Raw genomic sequence first — 17,512 nt, forward strand, 5'->3', positions numbered from 1 at the left:
ACCGGGGGAAGTCCGACGCTCCACCACCTGAGAAGGAGCCGGTATGAGAGCCGTCGTCTACGTGGGCGTCCGGGACGTCGCGGTGCGGGAGGTGCCCGACGCGACGATCGAGGCGCCGACGGACGCGCTCGTACGGATCACGTCCAGCGCCCTCTGCGGCACGGACCTGCACATGTACGACGGACGTACCGGCGCGGAGCCGGGGTTGGTGTTCGGCCACGAACCACTGGGTGTGGTGCAGGAGATCGGCTCGGCGGTGCAGACCGTGCGACCCGGTACCCGCGTGGTGATTCCCACGCACCTGTTCTGCGGTACCTGCGTGATGTGCTCCCGCGGGCTCTCGGCGGCCTGCCTGCGGGCACGGGCCGAGGGGCCCGGCGCCGCGTACGGCTACGCCGGGATGGGGCCGTACCGGGGCGCCCAGGCCGACCTGCTGCGGGTGCCGTGGGCCGACGCGAACTGCGTACCCGTGCCGGGAGAGCCGGGCGACGCGTACGAGGACGACTTCGTGCTGCTCGCCGACGCGTTCGTGACCGGCTGGCATGCCGCAGCGACCCTCGCCGAGGTGCGGGCCGGTGACACCGTGGCGGTGTTCGGCGCGGGCACCATCGGCCTGCTCGGGGCGTACTCGGCGTTGCTGCGGGGCGCACGGGTCGTCTACTGCGTCGACGGGGTGGATGCCCGGCTCGACAAGGCCGGTGAACTCGGCGCGGTTCCGGTCGACTTCCGCCTCGGTGACCCGGTGGAGCAGATCCGCGCCGACCGCGCGCGGGCCGGTCTGCCGCTGGGCGAGGAGAAGTTGGGCGGGATCGACCGGGTCATCGACGCGGTCGGTTTCCAGGCGCGCGACCGCGACCACCCCGACCAGGAGCGTCCGGACCAGGTGATCGCCGACGCCGCCCGGCTGGTCAACCCCGCCGGCTCGATCGCCGTTGCCGGCGTCTACCCCGAGAAGGACCTGCACCCGCGGCCAGGCGCGAGCGCCCGCGAGGATCTCGTCGCGCCCTGGGGGACGCTGTTCACCAAGGGCGTCGCCGTACGGTTCGGGCGTACGCACGACCGCCGCTACACGGTGCTGCTGCGGGACATGGTCGTCGCCGGTCGCGCCCGGCCCGGTGTGATCGTGACCCACCACGGCGCCCTCGACGACGCGCCGGATCTGTACCGCCGCTTCGACCGCCGCGAGGATGGAGTGATCAAGGCGGTGCTGCGCCCGAGCTGACCGGTCGACTCCGAGCCGGACCAAACGGTCGTCGGGTGCTTCTCCGGACGGAACTGCGGGGTGGCGGCCGTCGATCTCTTCGGTCGGTGGAGGCGTGGGTCACATCGCGGGCCGTGACCGGCCGAGGCGTCCTGGGCGGAGAGGCGACGTCGTGGCTCGATCATGATCGTTCGATGCCGCTCCGGGCCGGGGGTACGGAATTTCGCGCCGGCCGAGGCGGATCGTGCCTGGTGGCGAGCCTGCTGGTGGTGATCGGTGCGGACCGGCCGTAGGCTTCGCATTTGACAACGTTGCCAGCAGCGGTCCATCGTGCCACCAGCGACTGGTGGGGCCGGCGTGACGGGCGAATACTCTGCTTCGTCTATATTGCCGGATTGTTACATTTTCAACACCCCCTCGCCTTGCGGATGGCCTGCTCACCGCAATACGTTGCCGTCAACAACAAAACCAAGTGAAGGTTCAACCTTCCGGAGGCAACCGATGACGTTGGCGAGGTGGTACGAGCTATGAGCGACGTGCCGATCCTCCTTGAGATGCGCTCCATCACCAAGGAGTTCCCCGGAGTCAAGGCCCTCTCCGACGTCAACCTGGTGGTTCGCGCCGGTGAGATCCACGCCATCTGCGGGGAGAACGGTGCGGGCAAGTCCACGCTGATGAAGGTGCTCAGCGGGGTCTACCCGTACGGCAGTTACGACGGCCAGATCGTCTACCAGGGTTCGGAGAGCAAGTTCTCCGACATCCGGGCGAGCGAGAGCGCCGGCATCGTGATCATCCACCAGGAGCTCGCGCTCATCCCCGGCATGTCGATCGCCGAGAACATCTTCCTCGGCAACGAACCGCGCAAGCGGGGCGCGATCGACTGGAAGGCCGCGAACCGGATGGCGCTCGACCTGATGGCCCGGGTCGGTCTGGAGGAGAACCCGGACACCCTGGTCAAGGACATCGGCGTCGGCAAGCAGCAGCTCGTCGAGATCGCCAAGGCGTTCGCCAAGGACGTCAAGCTCCTCATCCTGGACGAGCCGACCGCCGCCCTGAACGAGGCGGACTCCCGGCACCTGCTCGACCTGCTGCGCGGCTTCCGCTCCCGCGGCATCACCTCGATCATGATCTCGCACAAGCTCAACGAGATCGAGGCGATCGCCGACCAGATCACGATCCTGCGCGACGGCAAGACCGTGGAGACCCTGGACGTCAAGGCCGAGGGTGTCGACGAGGACCGGATCGTGCGGGGCATGGTGGGTCGCGAGCTGAGCAGCCGCTTCCCGGACCACACCCCGAAGATCGGCGACGTCTTCTTCGAGGTCCGCAACTGGAACGTCCGGCACCCGATCTCCGCCGAGCGCCAGGTCTGCAAGAACGAGAGCTTCGTGGTGCGCCGCGGCGAGATCGTCGGCTTCGCCGGCCTGATGGGCGCGGGCCGCACCGAACTCGCGATGAGCGTCTTCGGCCGCTCCTACGGGGTGTACGAGTCGGGCACGATCATCAAGGACGGCAAGGAGATCGTCCTGAAGTCGGTGGCGGACGCCATCGACCACGGCCTCGCGTACGTCAGCGAGGACCGCAAGGCGCTCGGCCTCAACCTGCTCGACGACATCAAGACGTCGACGGTGGCCGCCAAGCTGTCCAAGATCACGCACCGCGGCGTGCTCGACGAGGTCGAGGAGTACCAGGCGGCCGAGGCGTACCGCAAGGAGCTGCGGACCAAGGCCCCGACGGTCGACGAGGGCGTCTCCAAGCTCTCCGGTGGCAACCAGCAGAAGGTCGTCCTGGCCAAGTGGATGTTCACCGACCCGGACCTGTTGATCCTCGACGAGCCGACCCGCGGCATCGACGTGGGCGCGAAGTACGAGATCTACGGCATCATCCAGCGGCTCGCCGACCAGGGGAAGGGCGTCATCGTCATCTCCTCGGAGCTGCCTGAGCTGATCGGGCTCTGCGACCGCATCTACACCGTGTTCGAAGGCGCCATCACGGGCGAGATCGCTCGGGCTGACGCGGACCCGGAGACCCTCATGAAGCAGATGACCTCGACGAAGAAGTTGGCCACCCGATGAGCCGTATCAAGGACCTTCAGAAGAACCTGTTTGGAGGCACGACCTCCAACGCCCGTCAGTTCGGGATGATCTTCACCCTGGTGTTGATCGTCTTGATCTTCCAGATCTGGACCAACGGGCTGACGCTGCGGTCGGACAACCTGATCGCGCTGTTCCAGCAGAACTCGTACATCCTGATCCTGGCCATCGGCATGCTCATGGTGATCGTCGCCGGGCACATCGACCTCTCGGTCGGCTCGGTAGCGGCGTTCACCGGCATCCTGGTCGCCAAGTCGATGGCCGAGTGGAACCTGCCCTGGCCGCTCGCCATCGTGTTCGGCCTCGCCATCGGCGCGGTGATCGGCGCCTGGCAGGGCTTCTGGGTGGCCTACATCGGGGTGCCGGCGTTCATCGTCACCCTGGCGGGAATGTTGCTCTTCCGCGGTGGCAACCAGTTCATCGGCAACGCCAACACCATCCCGGTGCCGGAGGGCTTCCGGGAGATCGGTTCCGGCTTCCTGCCCGAGTTCGGGCCGAACACCGGCTACAACAACGCGACGTTGCTGCTCGGCCTGGCCGCCGCGGTGGCCGTGGTGTGGCGGGAGCTCCAGGCGCGCAAGACCCGCCGGGCCATGGACGCCGATCCGGCCCCGGTGTGGATCTCGATCCTGCGGATGGCCGTCATGGTCGGCGTGATCGCGTTCGCGTCGTTGCGCTTCGCCAGCGGTCGCGTCGGCACCAGCTTCCCGATCTCGGGCATCATCCTCGTGGCGCTGGTCATCGCGTACTCCTTCTACACCCGCAACACCGCGGGCGGCCGGCACATCTACGCGGTCGGCGGCAACTCCCGGGCGGCCGAGCTGTCCGGCGTGAAGCTCAAGCGGGTCAACTTCCTCGTCATGATGAACATGTCCATCCTGGCCGCGCTGGCCGGCATGATCTTCGTGGCCCGTTCGGCGGCCTCCGGCCCGCAGGACGGCAACGGCTGGGAGCTGGACGCCATCGCCGCCGTCTTCATCGGTGGCGCCGCCGTCGCGGGCGGCATCGGCACCATCAGCGGTTCCATCGTCGGTGGTCTGGTGATGGCCGTGCTCAACAACGGCCTCCAGCTCGAGGGCGTGGGCACCGACAAGGTCCAGATCATCAAGGGCCTCGTGCTGCTGCTCGCGGTCGCGATCGACGTCTACAACAAGAGCCAGGGGCGCTTCTCCATCATCGGGAGCCTGATGCGGCCGTTCCGCCGCGAGGACTCCGCCCCACCCGCCTCACCGCCGGACGCGGAGCGCGAGCCCGCCAAGGCAGCGGTGTCCGGCTGACGGCCACCGACCTCTCCACCCGTCTCACATCCAGAAAGGCAAGTCCTCACCATGCGTAAGATCTTCGGTACGTCGGTGGTGGCCATCAGCGCCGCCGCCATGCTGGCCCTGGCCGGCTGCGGTTCCGGCCGCGACGGCGACGACGCGGGCTCCAAGGGCGGCGACGCCAAGGGCTTCGCGGCGAACTCGCTGATCGGTGTCGCCCTTCCGGCCAAGACCTCGGAGAACTGGGTCCTCGCCGGTGACCTGTTCACCAACGGTCTCAAGGAGGCCGGTTTCCAGGCTGACGTGCAGTACGCCGGCGCGTCGACCACGGTCGCCGACCAGCAGGCCCAGATCACCGCCATGACCACCAAGGGCGCCAAGGTCATCGTCATCGGCGCGACCGACGCCGCGCAGCTGTCGACCCAGGTCGCCGCCGCGCACGCCGCCGGCGCCAAGGTGATCGCGTACGACCGCCTCATCACCAACACGCCGGACCTCGACTACTACGTCGCGTTCGACAACTTCAAGGTCGGCCAGCTCCAGGGCCAGGCTCTGCTGGACGGCATGAAGGCCAAGAAGCCGAACGGCCCGTACAACATCGAGCTGTTCTCCGGCTCGCCGGACGACAACAACGCCGGTGTCTTCTTCAACGGCGCGATGGACGTGCTCAAGCCGGAGATCGACAAGGGCAACGTCGTCGTCGCCTCGGGTCAGAAGGACGTCAAGCAGACCGCCATCCAGGGCTGGAAGGCCGAGGGTGCGCAGGCCCGCATGGACCAGCTGCTGACCTCGACCTACGGCAACAAGGAGCTGGACGGCGTCCTCTCCCCGAACGACACCCTGGCCCGCGCGATCCTGACCTCGGTCAAGGGCGCCGGCAAGCCGATCCCGGTGGTCACCGGTCAGGACTCCGAGGTCGAGTCGGTCAAGTCGATCGTCAAGGGCGAGCAGTACATGACGATCAACAAGGACACCCGCAACCTGGTGAAGGAGACCATCAACATGGTCAAGGCTCTCCAGGCCGGTAACACCCCGCAGGTGAACGACACCAAGTCCTACAACAACGGCAGCAAGGTCGTCGACACGTTCCTGCTCCCGCCGGTCGCCGTCACCAAGGCCAACGCGGCCGAGGCGTACGCCAACGACCCGAAGCTCGCGCCGCTCACCAAGTAAGCACCACACGGTAGGCAGCACCGCCGATGGGTCCCGGGTCTCCTCTTCCGGGACCCATCGTCGTCCGTGCCCCATCGTCCACCCGGCACCGATCCGTGAAGGAGGTCTGACCGTGGCGACACCCGTGCGGTCCAGGCCAGCGGGCGCCGGCCGTAACCCCGACACCCCACTGCCTCCGGTCCCCGGCGCGAGCCAGGAGGAGATCCGGCGGCAGAACCTCGGCGCCGTGCTGCGGTACGTGCACCTGCACGGGCCGACGTCACGGGCCGAGTTGACCAGCCGTCTCGGCCTCAACCGCAGCACCATCGGCGCCCTCGCCGCCGACCTGACCGCCAGTGGTCTGGTCACCGAGGAGGCGCCGACCATCACCCGCCGCGCCGGCCGTCCCTCCCTCGTGGTGAGCCCCCGCTCCGACCGGGTCTACGCGCACGCGCTCAGCATCGACGCGGACCGGCTGCGGGCGGCGCGGATCGGCCTCGGCGGTCGCATCCTCGACCTGCGGGAGGCTCCACGTCCCGGTGGCATGTCGGCCCTCGACGCCGTCCGCCCGCTGGCCGACCTGGTGCGCGGGATGGAGCGCGGCGTCGCCCCCGACGCGCTGCTGGTCGGCGGCGCGGTCGCCGTCACCGACACCACCCGCGACGCCGACGGCGGCCTGCGGATCGTCGGCGTCGAGGAGGGCCTGAGCGCAGCGCTCGAGGCCGAGCTGACCGCCTGCCCGGGATTCGTGGCCGGAGACCTGGCCGACATCGCGGGCCTGGCCGAGCACATCCGGGGCGTGGCCCCCGGCATCGACGACCTCATCTACCTGCACGGTGACCTGGGCATCAGCGCCGGCATCGTGGTCGGCGGCCGGTTGATGATCGGCCACCGCGGTCACAGCGGCAAGGTCGGTCACATGGTGGTCAACCCGAACGGACTGCCCTGCGGCTGCGGCTCCCGCGGTTGCTGGGAGACCGAGATCTCGGAGGCCGCGCTGCTGCGGCACGCCGGCCGCGACCCCGACGACCGCGCCGCCGTGGCCGACGTCCTGCGCGCGGCGGCGGACGGCGACGCGACCGCCAGCGCCGCCGTCGAGCGGGTCGCCGACTGGCTCGGGTTCGGCGTCGCCAACCTGGTCAACGTGGTCAATCCCGACGCCGTCGTGTTCGGTGGTTCGCTGCGCGACATCTTCACCGCCGGCGCGGACACCGTGCGGCGACGACTGGACGCCATGCCGCTGCCCGCCTCCCGTGAGCACCTGCGGTTGCGGGCCGCCGCACTCGGCCGCGACGCCGTCCTCATCGGGGCCGCCGAGCTGGCCTTCGACAAGCTGCTGGCCGACCCGCTCAACGTCGGCGTCGCCGGTCCGTCGGTTTCCGCCGAGCCGGCCTAGGGGATCTCCCGCACCACGCTGGTGCCGTTGCCCGGCCGGGACTCCCAGGCCCAGGACTCGTGCAGTTCCAGGCGCTGGTCGGCCAGCACCCGCACCTCGGTGACACAGTGCCCGGAGGACGTCTGGCCCGCGGCGTTGAGTTGCACGTAGCGGAAGTCCAAGCGGTCGCCGTCGCGGGTGCCGACGAGACAGCCGCGCCGGATGGACCCACCGGCGTACTCGGCCCACACCTCGCCCGCCCGCTCGTGGTAGCTGAAGACCGTCTCGGTGCCGATCTCGCCGGCCACCACGTCGGCCACGGCGGCGAACCGCCGGCCGTCCAACGAGATCGTCATCCACCGATGCTAATCGATCACCCCTTGCCGTATGCGCTACCGTACCGTGTACGGTGGGCGCGACGTGAGACCTCGGGAAGGGGATCGGCATGACGACGAGCGGTACGGCGATAGTCGCCCAGGGGCTGCGGAAGCGATATCGGGAGCACGTCGCCCTGGACGGCTTCGACCTGGAGGTGCGAAGCGGGACGGTGTACGGCCTGCTCGGTCCCAACGGGGCCGGCAAGACCACGTCGGTGCGGATCCTGTCCACCCTGCTGCGGCTCGACGGGGGTCGCGCCGAGGTCGCCGGGTTCGACGTGACCCGCCAGCCCGACCAGGTGCGCTACCGGATCGGCCTGGTGGGGCAGCACCCCGCGCTCGACGAGGCGCTCAGCGGCCGGCAGAACCTCGTTCTCTTCGGTCGGCTGTTCCACCTCGGACGCCGTCGGGCACAGCAGCGCGCGGTCGAGTTGCTGCAACGGTTCGGTCTCGCCGACGTCGGCGAGCGACCGGTCAGCGCGTACTCCGGGGGCATGCGTCGCCGGCTCGACCTGGCGGCCGGCATGGTCCTGGCCCCCGCCGTGCTGTTCCTCGACGAACCCACCGCCGGGCTGGACCCGCGCGGCCGCAACGAGGTGTGGGAGTCGATTCGCGAGTTGGTCCGTGCGGGCACCACGGTCCTGCTCACCACGCAGCACCTGGACGAGGCCGACCGGCTCGCCGACCGGATCTCGGTGGTCGAGGCCGGACGCGTGATCGCCGAGGGCACTCCGGACGAGCTGAAGACGCGGCTCGGCGGCGACCGGATCGAGCTGGTCGTGGGGGAGTCCAGCGACCTCGCGCTCGCCGTCGCGCAGGTGCGTCGGGTCGTCGACGACGAACCCACCGTCGACGTGGACCGGCGCGCGGTCAGCGTCGGCGTCGGGCACCGCGCCGGCGCGCTCGTCGAGGTGCTGCGGGCCCTCGACGCCGCACAGGTCACGGTCGCCGACGTCGCCCTGCGTCGACCCACCCTGGACGACGTGTTCCTGCACGTCACCGGCCACCGGGTCAAGACGGAGGTGACCGCGTGAGCGCGACGTACCCGCCCTCGACGGTGGACCTGACGCCCGGCCGGCCCACCGCCCTGGCCGACACCGGCACCCTTGTCTGGCGGGGCCTGGCCCGGTGGCGACGTGACCCCGGGCCCCTGGTCGCCTCACTCGGCTTCAACATCCTGATCGTGCTGATCTTCGGCTATCTGTTCGGCGGAGCGATGCAGGTCCCCGACGGGGGCGGCTACCGGGAGTTCCTGATGCCCGGCATGTTCGTGATGACCATGGTGTTCGGCATCAGCCTCACCACGATCGCCGTCGCTGAGGATCTGGAGCGCGGAATGATCGACCGGCTCCGCTCGATGCCGGTCGGACCACTCGCCCCGCTCGTCGCCCGCGCGGTGACCGACCTGCTGTTCGCTCTGGTCACCCTGGCGGTGCTGCTGGTCACGGGCCTCGCGGTCGGTTGGCGGGCACACGGCGGAGTCGGCGCCGCGCTGGGCGCGGTGGGACTGATCCTGCTGTTGCGGTTCGCCCTGGTCTGGGTCGGCATCTTCCTCGGCCTGGTCGCACGTGGACAGACAGCCGTCGTCGCCGTCCAGACCCTGGAGTTCCCACTCGGCTTCCTCTCCAACGCCTTCGTCGCGCCGGAGACCATGCCGGCCTGGCTCGGCGCGGTGGCCGCGTGGAACCCGTTGTCGGCGACCGTCGGCGCCACCCGGGAGCTGTTCGGCAACCCGGGCTCAGGGGGTGACTCCTGGGCCGCGCAGCACTACCCGTGGCTGGCGGTGGCCTGGCCGCTCGTGCTGGTGGCCGTTTTCCTGCCGCTCTCGGTCGCCCGGTACCGGCGGCTGGGCCGCTGAGCCTGCGCTGACGGGTGATCGCCGGAGCCCCCGTGGCTCCGGCGATCACCCGTTTCCGCTACGCGATCCGGCGGACGCGGCGCACCGCGAGGTAGAGCAGGAGCGCGGCGAGGGCGACGAAGATGCTGGTCTCGATGGTCTGGAACAGCCAGAACCGGTCCGCCGGCTGGTACATCTCCCAGTTGTACGCGCCCGGCCCGAGACCCAGGTCGGCGCCGCAGGCTCGGCCGTCCGGGCCCTTGCCGCCCGGGGGGCACTGGATGCGGGTGTTCTCCGCGACCATCGTCCCGTCGGCGTCGCGGATTCCCACGGCGAGAACCCAGTTGCCCCGGTCGCCCTCCGGAATCCCGGCCCCCTCGATCGGGAAGGTCTGGGTTTTGGCCGGCTGGTAGTGCGGTCGGGCCAGGATCTCCACCGCCGCCCGTACGCCGATGTACCCGGCCAGGGTGATGCCCATGGCGGGCAACATCCGCTTGAAGACGGTGCCGGCGAAGATGCCGAGCGCCACGGCGAAGAGGGTGTACCCGATCGGCACGATGCCCTGCAGGTCGAAGACGATCACGCCGAGTCGACCCTCGTGCGCTGCCTTGGTAAGTGGTTCGACCCACCACGACATGCCCAGTCCGTAGCCGACCGCGAGGAGCACGACGGCGCCGCCGACCAGCCCGAACTTCACCAGCGCCCAGCGGGTGCGGCCGACGCCCTGGGTCCAGACGAACCGGTGGGTGCCCTGCTCCACCTCGCGAGCCACCAGCGGCGCGCCCCAGAACAGGCCGACCAGCACCGGCAGGGTGATCAGCAGCACCGCCACCAGGTTCAAACTGTCGTACCGGTCGCTGAAGCGGCGCAGGCCCACGTCACAGGTCTGTGCGGCAGTCTCGCTGAGGGTGGACGGGCGTAGACACTCCGCGAGTCCGAGGTCGGCGAAGGTGTTCCGCATCGACAGGCCGATCGGCACCAGCACCGCGGCGAGCACCAGGAATCCCAGGAGGGTGTAGAACGCCAGCTTGCGGTGTTGCCGCCAGGTCAGCCAGATCATGCCGCCACTCCCCACTCGCTGTGACTGGTCTGGGCGGTGCCGTCGGCCAGGTAGGCCAGGACGACGTCCTCCAGGCTGACGTCGCGGACCGTCCAGGCGGGATCGGTGACGGGACCGTCGGTGCGTACCAGCAGCGTGGACTGCCGGTCGGTGTGGCTGGCCCGGACCACGTGCGCCACGCCCCCGATCGGTCCGCCGTCGTGCCGCGGACCGACGAGCTGCCGGTGCCCGGCAACCAGGTCGTCGACCGAGCCGGTGAGCTGCACCTGGGCCGCGTTGAGCACGATCAGGTAGTCGCAGACGCGCTCCAGGTCGGCCAGCAGGTGCGAGGAGAGCAGAACGGTGGTGCCGGAGTCCGCCACGCTGCCCATCAGCGACTGGAGGAACTCCCGACGGGCCAGCGGATCGAGGCTCGCCACCGGCTCGTCGAGCAGCAGCAGCCGGGGTTGTTTGGCCAGTGCGAGTGCGAGCGCCACCTGCGCCCGTTGCCCGCCGGAGAGTTTGCCGACCGGCTTGTCGGGCGGTATCCCGAGCTGCGCCAACCGGGTCCGGGCCAGCGCGGCGTCCCAGCGCCGGTTCAGCTTGCCGCCGGCGACGACCAACTCGGCGGCGGTGAAGTCCCGGTACAGCGGCGTGTCCTGGGCGACGAACCCGATGTCGGCCAGCCCCTCCGTGTCGCCGTACGGCGACCTGTCGAACACCCGCACCGCGCCCTCATCGGGCTTGAGCAGCCCGACCGCCAGGTGCAGCAAGGTGCTCTTGCCCGCGCCGTTGGGCCCGACCAGCGCGGCGATCCGGCCGGCCGGAAGCTGCAACGAACAGTCCCGTAGCGCCCACGTTCTGCCGTACCGCTTGCCCAGCCGGTCGGCCTCCAAGACCATCTCCATCCTCTGTCCTCTCGTACCGCTCACGCGGGTTCCTTCTGTGGGGCGTCGTCGGTGAGGGTGGCGCGCAGCGTGGTCTCCACCAGGGCGACGACGTCCTCGGCCGTGAGGCCGGCGGCCCGCGCCCGCTGCAACCACGCCACGAGGTCGTCACGCAGCTCGGCCTGGTTGGGCAGGGACGCGCCGGCCAGGGTGCGCTGGACGAACGTGCCCACCCCGGGTCGGCCACCGACCAGACCCTCGATCTCCAACTCCCGGTACGCCTTCAGCACCGTGTTCGGGTTGATCGCCAGTGACTGGGCGACGTCCCGAACCTTCGGCAGCTGATCGCCGGGTGCGAGCAGACCGACGCGCAGCGCCTGCTTCACCTGCTGCACGAGCTGCATGTAGGTGTTCACCTTCGACCGGCTGTCGAGCACGAACTCGATCACTCGTGATGATCCTTCCTGTTGTCCTACGACAGTAGGACTATGAGACAGCTTGGTCGGGTGGGCCGCCCCTGTCAAGCGCCAGGCGACCGTGGCACCCGTGGGCCACCGACTGGCACCGACGGGTCAGCGGCCCGGGAAGGGAACAGGCACGCGAGCCGTACTCGAGGGGGAGGTGCTCGATGGTCACCAACGACATCCGGGCGACGACGGCGACACCGTTGCAGATCGCCCGCGCCCGGGGCCGGGTACGCGGACGGCTGATCCTGCTCGGCCCGGCGTTCGTCGCCGCCGTGGCGTACGTCGACCCGGGCAACTTCGCCACGAACTCGGCGGCCGGCGCCCGCTACGGGTACCTGCTGGTCTGGGTCGTGGTGGTGGCCAACCTGATGGCCATGCTGGTGCAGACACTCACCGCCAAGCTGGGCCTGGCCACCGGCCGCAGCCTCCCCGAGCTGTGCCGCGAGCGCCTGCCCCGCCCGGTCAACAGGATCATGTGGGTGCAGGCCGAGCTGGTCGCGATGGCCACCGACCTGGCCGAGGTGATCGGGGGAGCGGTCGCCCTCTACCTCCTGTTCGGCATCCCGCTGCTGCCCGGCGGGCTGATCATCGGCGCTGCCGCGTTCGTCGTGCTCGCCCTGCGCTCGCGCGGGTTCCGCGCCTTCGAGATCGCCGTCGCCGTGCTGCTCGGCGTCATCGTCCTGGCCTTCGCGGCCAACCTGCTCGCCGCCGGCTCCGACCCGGGCTCGGCCGCGGCGGGTCTGGTGCCCCGGCTCCAGGGCACCGACAGTGTCCTGCTGGCCGCCGGAATCCTCGGTGCGACGGTCATGCCACACGTCATCTACGTGCACTCCGCGCTGACCCGCGACCGCATCCCCGCGACCGACGACGCCGAGCGCCGTACCCTCTTCCGGGGCCAACGCGCCGACGTGCTGCTCGCCCTGACGGCGGCGGGCGCGGTCAACCTCGCCATGCTGCTCATCGCGGCGGCCAGCTTCCGGGGCGGCGGCCCGGTGGGCGCCGACAGCCTGGAGGGCGTGCACGCCGGCCTGGGCGAGAGCATCGGCACGGCCGCCGCCTTCGGGTTCGCCGTCGCCCTGCTGGTCTCCGGGCTGGCGTCGACGAGCGTCGGCACCTACGCCGGTGAGGTGATCATGCAGGGTTTCCTGCGCCGCCGGGTTCCACTGCTGCTGCGCCGGCTGGTCACCCTGGTCCCCGCCGTGGCGGTGCTGGCCATCGGCCTCGATCCCACCCGCGCCCTCGTGCTGTCGCAGGTCATCCTCAGCTTCGGCATCCCGTTCGCGCTGATCCCGGTGGTCGCCTTCACCCGTCGCCGTGACCTCATGGGCAACCTCGTCAACCACCCGCTGACCACAGCCGCCGCGTCCGCAGTCGCCGCCCTGGTCGTCGCGCTCAACGCCTTCCTGCTGTGGCAGGTCGTCACCGGCTGAGCCGGTGGGGGACGTCGCCGCCGGTAGCGGGCCCACCAGGCGCGACTGCTCCATGCTGAGCGATGGGAGTTGTCGACGCGGCGAAACGCCGTGGTCGGATGCCGACTAGACCGACGAGATGAGGCCCTACCTGCGGAGGGCGGGGCGGCCCCGCCCGAACAGCGTCGATCTCGGGCAGGGGCGAATCCGCGAGGCCGCTCGTTCTTCCAGGACCGAACGCCATAAAGACCGTGCACTCGTCCGGGCTTCTCTGTCCAGGCTGCGGGAGTGCCGGGTCTAGGCAGCTCAAAGTGGCGGCCACGGGAACGGGCGGACGGGGCTACTCGTCCTCGTCGATTGGGCGGGGGCGTCGGTGCTCGGCGATGTACTTCTCTACATCGGCCTTGAGCCAGATCGAACCGACCGACAGTCGAGCGTACGGAGCCGGGAAGTGGGGTGACTGCTGGATCTGGCGGAACCGTGAGCGGCCCACCCCGAGCATCGCCAGGACCTCGCCCGCCGCGACGAGTTCGCCCGGTCCATCTGCCATGCGAACGAAGGTAGACCGCCGGTAGCAGGTCAATATGAGCGCGCTTGGATTTGCGCGCCAATGTTGACAGGGGCGTTACTCCTGGGGTGGGATCGATCACGCCTCGTCGTCGCTGGGGTGGAGCCCGGCGACGGTGGATGCCCCATTCGAACCCACCCCCCGGAGGCTGAAGTGGAACAGGAACAAGAGGTAGAGCGGTTACACGATCGCGTGCGCCAGCTTGAGGCGTCACTCCTGGGCGCCCGGCGAGAGCTGTTCGATGTCCGGGGTCGGCTGGCCGCCATCGCGCGAATGACCGATGACCTCGAACGGGTCCAACGGGCACCCGGCGTCATCTTCGGAATGGTCAATTCGATCATTCACAGCCAGTCGTCGACCCTGCGCCGACCTGGCCGATGGTCGCCGGTCCGCTACCACGGGGGTCAGCAGTGAGTGGCCAACGGCACGCCCCGGTCCGGCCGTTCTGGTTCTGCGCGTCCTGCGTGCATCCCTGGCCGTGCGAGCAGGCGAAAGTCGAACTCGTGGCCGACTACTCGGACGAGCCAAAGCTGCTCGGGGTGGACATGGCCGACTGCCTGACTGAGGCGAGCCGGGACCTGACCGGCCTGTACCGGACCGCACCCGACCCGGTGGAGCATTACCGCCGGTTCTTGGGCTGGGTCAAGCAGGCATCGGCCGCCCACCGACCCCGCGACTCCGGTCACTTCCGCTGGTTCTAAGCGACGTACCCCGCCCGTAGGGCCGGGCACCGCCAGCCGGCAGTCCCTGATGGCGGAAGCGGCGCGACCGGCGGGGTCGGGTGCGGCCGGTCGGGGCGGAGTTCCCCAGCGGGGCGCGACCGGCGCGGATCAGGTGCGGCGACCCTCGTCGCGGGTGGGGATCTCCTGCCGCTGCTCCAGGGCGTCCGCCGGGTTGGCGTCGGCCGGCAGGGACGTCGCCTCCTCCAGGACGCCCGCCGGCAGGGCGCCCTGCTCGGCCAGGTCGGCCTCGGACGCCTCCGGGTCCACGTCGCCGGAGACCCGGTCCGGCGGTCCCACGTCGAACGCGTCCTGCCGTTGTTCGGCCGCGTCCGCCTCCGGGGGAGGGAACTGGTCGCCCTGTTCATCCCGGTACGTACTCATCGAAGCCTCCTGCCCGGCGGATGTCGACATGACGCCGGGCCGCTGCCTACCCGCCGCCGCCGTCCTCACTCGTGGCGTCACCACCCGCCGTCCGGCACGGTCCGCGTGGCGTTCGGGCTCGGATGCGTCGGGTCCGCGCGGTTGGTCGCCGTCGCGGTCCGCGATCGGCCAGGATGGGCGGGACGGCCGGGCCACCGGCCGCGGCGAGGAGGCGGACGATGCGGGTACGCGGGTGGGTGACCCGGGGGCGGCGCGTCCGCGCGACAGCGGTGGCGGCTCTCCTGGCGGGCGCGGCGGCACTGGCCGTGGCCGTACCGGCGGCTCCGGCGGCGGCCGGTGCCGCGAGGGCGGGCGACCCGGTGTGCGAGATCCGCGACAAGCGGCTGAACGAGCTGTCCGGGATGGTCGCCACCGACGACGGGTACGTCGTGGTCAACGACGGCGCCGACGACGAGGCCCGCCGACGGATCTTCTTCCTCGACAAGCGCTGCACGGTGGCGCGGGCGGTCAGCTACCCCTCCCGGCCCCGGGACACCGAGGACCTGGCTGTCGGCCGGGACGGCGCCGTCTGGGTCGCCGACATCGGTGACAACGACCGCAACCGCGAGACGATCGCGCTGTGGCGGCTCGCGGCGGACGCGGACCGGCCGGTGCTGTACCGGATGCGGTACCCGGACAATCCGCACGACGCGGAGGCGCTGCTGATCGACGCGTCCGGCCGGCCGCTGGTCATCACCAAGGGTGGCAGCGGCACCGTCGTCCTGTACGCCCCGACCACCGCGCTGAAGCCGGGTGCCACTACGCCGTTGGCCTCCGTGGGCAAGGTGGTCCTGCCGTCCACCACGACCAGCAACCCGTTCTCGTTTCTCGGCCGGGGCGTCGTGACCGGCGCGGCGAGCGCCCCGGACGGCCGCCGGGTGGTGCTGCGCAGCTACGCCGACGCGTTCGAGTACGACGTGCCCGACGACGACCTGGTCGGCGCGCTGACCTCGGGCACCCCGCGGATCACGCCCCTGCCCGACGAGCCGCAGGGCGAGTCGATCACCTACAGCCGTGACGGCCGCTCGCTGCTCACCGTCTCCGAGTCCGCCGACCAACCGGCCGGCAGCCGTCCGACGATCCTGCGGTATCCGGCGACGGCGGCCCTCGCCGGTCATCCCGCGGAGTCCACCACGGCGGCTCCGCCGTCGGCCCCCGCGGCCAGCCCGGCGGCGCAGGCGGCCGGCACCGGTGGCGGTCAGGTGTGGTCGCTGGCGGCTGGCGGCGGGACGCTGCTGGCGCTCCTCGCCGTGGCCGGACTGCTCTGGCGGCGGCACACCGACCGACGCTGACTCCATGATCGATGCGGGAGGTCGGCGCGTGGCCGTTCTACCGCCACCGTCCGGGCTCGGGGACGGCGCTCGACCCTCGCGCCGCCAAGATCGTCCCGGATCCTGGAGGTAGTGGCATCCCGGCCGCCCGACACCACGACAACAAGGATCCAGCACGATCTTGAAGGGTCAGCGACGCGCGTACAACGGTCGAGTGCGACCCACGACGGGCGACGGGACCGCCAAGCGCCCGGGCGCTGACCGGCGTTGACCGGTGGCGACGTCGGCGGGCGGGTGCCGCACTGTGAGCCGGGGGACCGGCGTGGTGCGGGAGGATGGGTGGATGTCCGTGCTGTCCGCGCTACGCCACCCGATCGTCGCCGCCCCGATGGCCGGCGGCCCGTCCACGCCGGAACTCGTGTCGGCCGTCTCCGCCGCCGGCGGACTCGGCTTCCTGGCCGCCGGCATGATCGACACCGGGCGGCTGGTCGCCGACATCGCCGCGGTGCGCGCCCGCACCGACCGTCCGTTCGGGGTGAACGTCTTCCTACCCGGTGACGGCCGGGTCGACGGGGCCGCCGTCTCGGCGTACGCGCGACGGCTCGCCCCGCAGGCCGAGAAGTACGGCGTGTCGCTCGGCGATCCGGTGGGCGGGGACGACGCGTACCCCGAGAAGCTGGCCGCCCTTCTGGCGGACCCGGTGCCGGTGGTGTCCTTCGCGTTCGGACTGCCCGATCGGGCAGCCGTGACGGCACTGCGGGAGCGGGGCACCGAGGTGTGGGCCACGGTCACCCGACCGGACGCCGCCACCGCCGCCGCTGACCTGGGCGTCGACGCCGTGATCGTGCAGGGCACCGAGGCGGGTGGGCACCGCGGCGGGATGCCGGACGACGACGACTACGCGCTGCTGCCGCTGCTCCGGCTGGCCGCCGCCGGATGTGACCGGCCGTTGGTGGCAGCCGGCGGGATCGCCGACGGTCCCGCGCTGGCGGCGGCGCTGGCCGCCGGGGCGGTCGCGGCGCAGGTCGGTACGGCGTTCCTGCGCTGTCCGGAGGCGGGCAGCTCGCCGTTGCACCGCGCGGCGGTGGCCAGCGTCGCGCCAACCGCGCTGACCCGGGCGTACACCGGCAAGCGGGCCCGTGGCGTGGTCAACGACTTCCTGCGGACGCACGACGCGCAGGCGCCGGTCGGCTATCCGCAGGTGCTGCACCTGACCCGTCCGCTGCTCGCCGCCGCCCGGCGCGACGGCGACGCCTCGGTGGCGAACCTGTGGGCCGGCCAGGCGCATCCTCTCGCCCGGGAGGTGCCGGCCGCCGAGCTGGTCGCCGAACTGAGCGCCGCCGCCCGGACAGCGCTGGCGACGGCCGTCGAGCGGGCGGGCCGCTGGGGCTGAGCGGACCGCCGGGCCGGGTGTCTCCCGACCACCCGTTAG

17 protein-coding genes are annotated in these 17,512 nt (G+C 71.0%); 11 read left to right on the forward strand and 6 right to left on the reverse strand.

Annotated elements, in window-relative coordinates:
- The first annotated feature begins 43 nt into the window (after positions 1-43).
- The 5 genes from ACTFTM_RS10650 (at position 44) to ACTFTM_RS10670 (ending at position 7,104) form a co-directional block, all read left to right on the forward strand.
- Positions 44-1,222 (forward strand): glutathione-independent formaldehyde dehydrogenase, encoded by a 1,179-nt coding sequence (locus tag ACTFTM_RS10650; RefSeq protein ID WP_449565632.1) that lies wholly within the window; start codon positions 44-46, stop codon positions 1,220-1,222.
- Positions 1,223-1,728: 506 nt separating this feature from the next.
- Positions 1,729-3,276, forward strand: a complete 1,548-nt coding sequence (gene mmsA / locus ACTFTM_RS10655; protein ID WP_449565633.1) for a multiple monosaccharide ABC transporter ATP-binding protein — start codon at positions 1,729-1,731, stop codon at positions 3,274-3,276.
- Positions 3,273-4,571 (forward strand): multiple monosaccharide ABC transporter permease, encoded by a 1,299-nt coding sequence (gene mmsB / locus ACTFTM_RS10660; RefSeq protein ID WP_449565634.1) that lies wholly within the window; start codon positions 3,273-3,275, stop codon positions 4,569-4,571. Before mmsA ends, mmsB begins: the two co-directional genes overlap by 4 nt.
- A gap of 51 nt (positions 4,572-4,622) precedes the next feature.
- Complete coding sequence (locus ACTFTM_RS10665) at positions 4,623-5,729, forward strand: substrate-binding domain-containing protein (RefSeq protein WP_449565635.1); 1,107 nt, start codon at positions 4,623-4,625, stop codon at positions 5,727-5,729.
- 112 nt (positions 5,730-5,841) lie between these two features.
- Positions 5,842-7,104 carry an ROK family transcriptional regulator gene (locus tag ACTFTM_RS10670; RefSeq protein WP_449565636.1) on the forward strand — a complete coding sequence of 421 codons (1,263 nt, stop codon included), beginning with the start codon at positions 5,842-5,844 and terminating at the stop codon, positions 7,102-7,104.
- On the opposite strand, the gene ACTFTM_RS10675 is transcribed toward ACTFTM_RS10670, so the two are convergent.
- Positions 7,101-7,439: a hypothetical protein gene (locus ACTFTM_RS10675; RefSeq protein WP_449565637.1), complete on the reverse strand. Its 339-nt coding sequence runs from the start codon at positions 7,437-7,439 to the stop codon at positions 7,101-7,103. The genes ACTFTM_RS10670 and ACTFTM_RS10675 overlap by 4 nt on opposite strands.
- Positions 7,440-7,528: 89 nt before the next feature.
- Here ACTFTM_RS10675 and ACTFTM_RS10680 point away from each other — a divergent pair, with 89 nt between their 5' ends.
- Both ACTFTM_RS10680 and ACTFTM_RS10685 read left to right on the forward strand, forming a co-directional pair.
- Entirely contained in the window at positions 7,529-8,494 is a 966-nt protein-coding gene (locus ACTFTM_RS10680; protein WP_449565638.1) for an ATP-binding cassette domain-containing protein, read from the forward strand.
- Positions 8,491-9,318: an ABC transporter permease gene (locus ACTFTM_RS10685; protein ID WP_449565639.1), complete on the forward strand. Its 828-nt coding sequence runs from the start codon at positions 8,491-8,493 to the stop codon at positions 9,316-9,318. The genes ACTFTM_RS10680 and ACTFTM_RS10685 overlap by 4 nt, the downstream gene beginning before the upstream one ends.
- Positions 9,319-9,376: 58 nt before the next feature.
- Here the strand turns inward: ACTFTM_RS10685 and ACTFTM_RS10690 are convergent, their stop codons facing one another.
- Genes ACTFTM_RS10690 through ACTFTM_RS10700 form a run of 3 tightly spaced genes read right to left on the reverse strand, consistent with a single transcriptional unit; the run spans position 9,377 to position 11,672 of the window.
- Positions 9,377-10,357 carry an ABC transporter permease gene (locus tag ACTFTM_RS10690; RefSeq protein ID WP_449565640.1) on the reverse strand — a complete coding sequence of 327 codons (981 nt, stop codon included), beginning with the start codon at positions 10,355-10,357 and terminating at the stop codon, positions 9,377-9,379.
- Positions 10,354-11,244, reverse strand: a complete 891-nt coding sequence (locus tag ACTFTM_RS10695; RefSeq protein WP_449565641.1) for an ABC transporter ATP-binding protein — start codon at positions 11,242-11,244, stop codon at positions 10,354-10,356. The genes ACTFTM_RS10690 and ACTFTM_RS10695 overlap by 4 nt, the downstream gene beginning before the upstream one ends.
- A 20-nt stretch (positions 11,245-11,264) precedes the next feature.
- Positions 11,265-11,672 (reverse strand): GntR family transcriptional regulator, encoded by a 408-nt coding sequence (locus ACTFTM_RS10700; RefSeq protein WP_355050404.1) that lies wholly within the window; start codon positions 11,670-11,672, stop codon positions 11,265-11,267.
- A 179-nt stretch (positions 11,673-11,851) separates the two neighbouring features.
- On the opposite strand from ACTFTM_RS10700, the gene ACTFTM_RS10705 reads away from it, so the two are divergent.
- Positions 11,852-13,120, forward strand: a complete 1,269-nt coding sequence (locus ACTFTM_RS10705) for an Nramp family divalent metal transporter (protein ID WP_449565642.1) — start codon at positions 11,852-11,854, stop codon at positions 13,118-13,120.
- 319 nt (positions 13,121-13,439) lie between these two features.
- On the opposite strand, the gene ACTFTM_RS10710 is transcribed toward ACTFTM_RS10705, so the two are convergent.
- A complete protein-coding gene (locus tag ACTFTM_RS10710; protein WP_425728022.1) occupies positions 13,440-13,649 on the reverse strand; it encodes a helix-turn-helix transcriptional regulator in 210 nt (69 codons plus the stop codon).
- Positions 13,650-14,077: 428 nt separating this feature from the next.
- Here ACTFTM_RS10710 and ACTFTM_RS10715 point away from each other — a divergent pair, with 428 nt between their 5' ends.
- A complete protein-coding gene (locus ACTFTM_RS10715) occupies positions 14,078-14,368 on the forward strand; it encodes a flavin reductase (RefSeq protein ID WP_449565643.1) in 291 nt (96 codons plus the stop codon).
- A 129-nt stretch (positions 14,369-14,497) separates the two neighbouring features.
- On the opposite strand, the gene ACTFTM_RS10720 is transcribed toward ACTFTM_RS10715, so the two are convergent.
- Positions 14,498-14,770, reverse strand: a complete 273-nt coding sequence (locus ACTFTM_RS10720) for a hypothetical protein (RefSeq protein WP_449565644.1) — start codon at positions 14,768-14,770, stop codon at positions 14,498-14,500.
- 218 nt (positions 14,771-14,988) lie between these two features.
- On the opposite strand from ACTFTM_RS10720, the gene ACTFTM_RS10725 reads away from it, so the two are divergent.
- Positions 14,989-16,101, forward strand: coding sequence for a hypothetical protein (locus ACTFTM_RS10725; RefSeq protein ID WP_449565645.1), 1,113 nt, complete (start codon positions 14,989-14,991; stop codon positions 16,099-16,101).
- 322 nt (positions 16,102-16,423) lie between these two features.
- Positions 16,424-17,473: an NAD(P)H-dependent flavin oxidoreductase gene (locus tag ACTFTM_RS10730; RefSeq protein WP_449565646.1), complete on the forward strand. Its 1,050-nt coding sequence runs from the start codon at positions 16,424-16,426 to the stop codon at positions 17,471-17,473.
- The last annotated feature ends 39 nt before the right edge of the window (positions 17,474-17,512 follow it).

It is taken from the genome of Micromonospora sp. RB23, assembly GCF_053585025.1.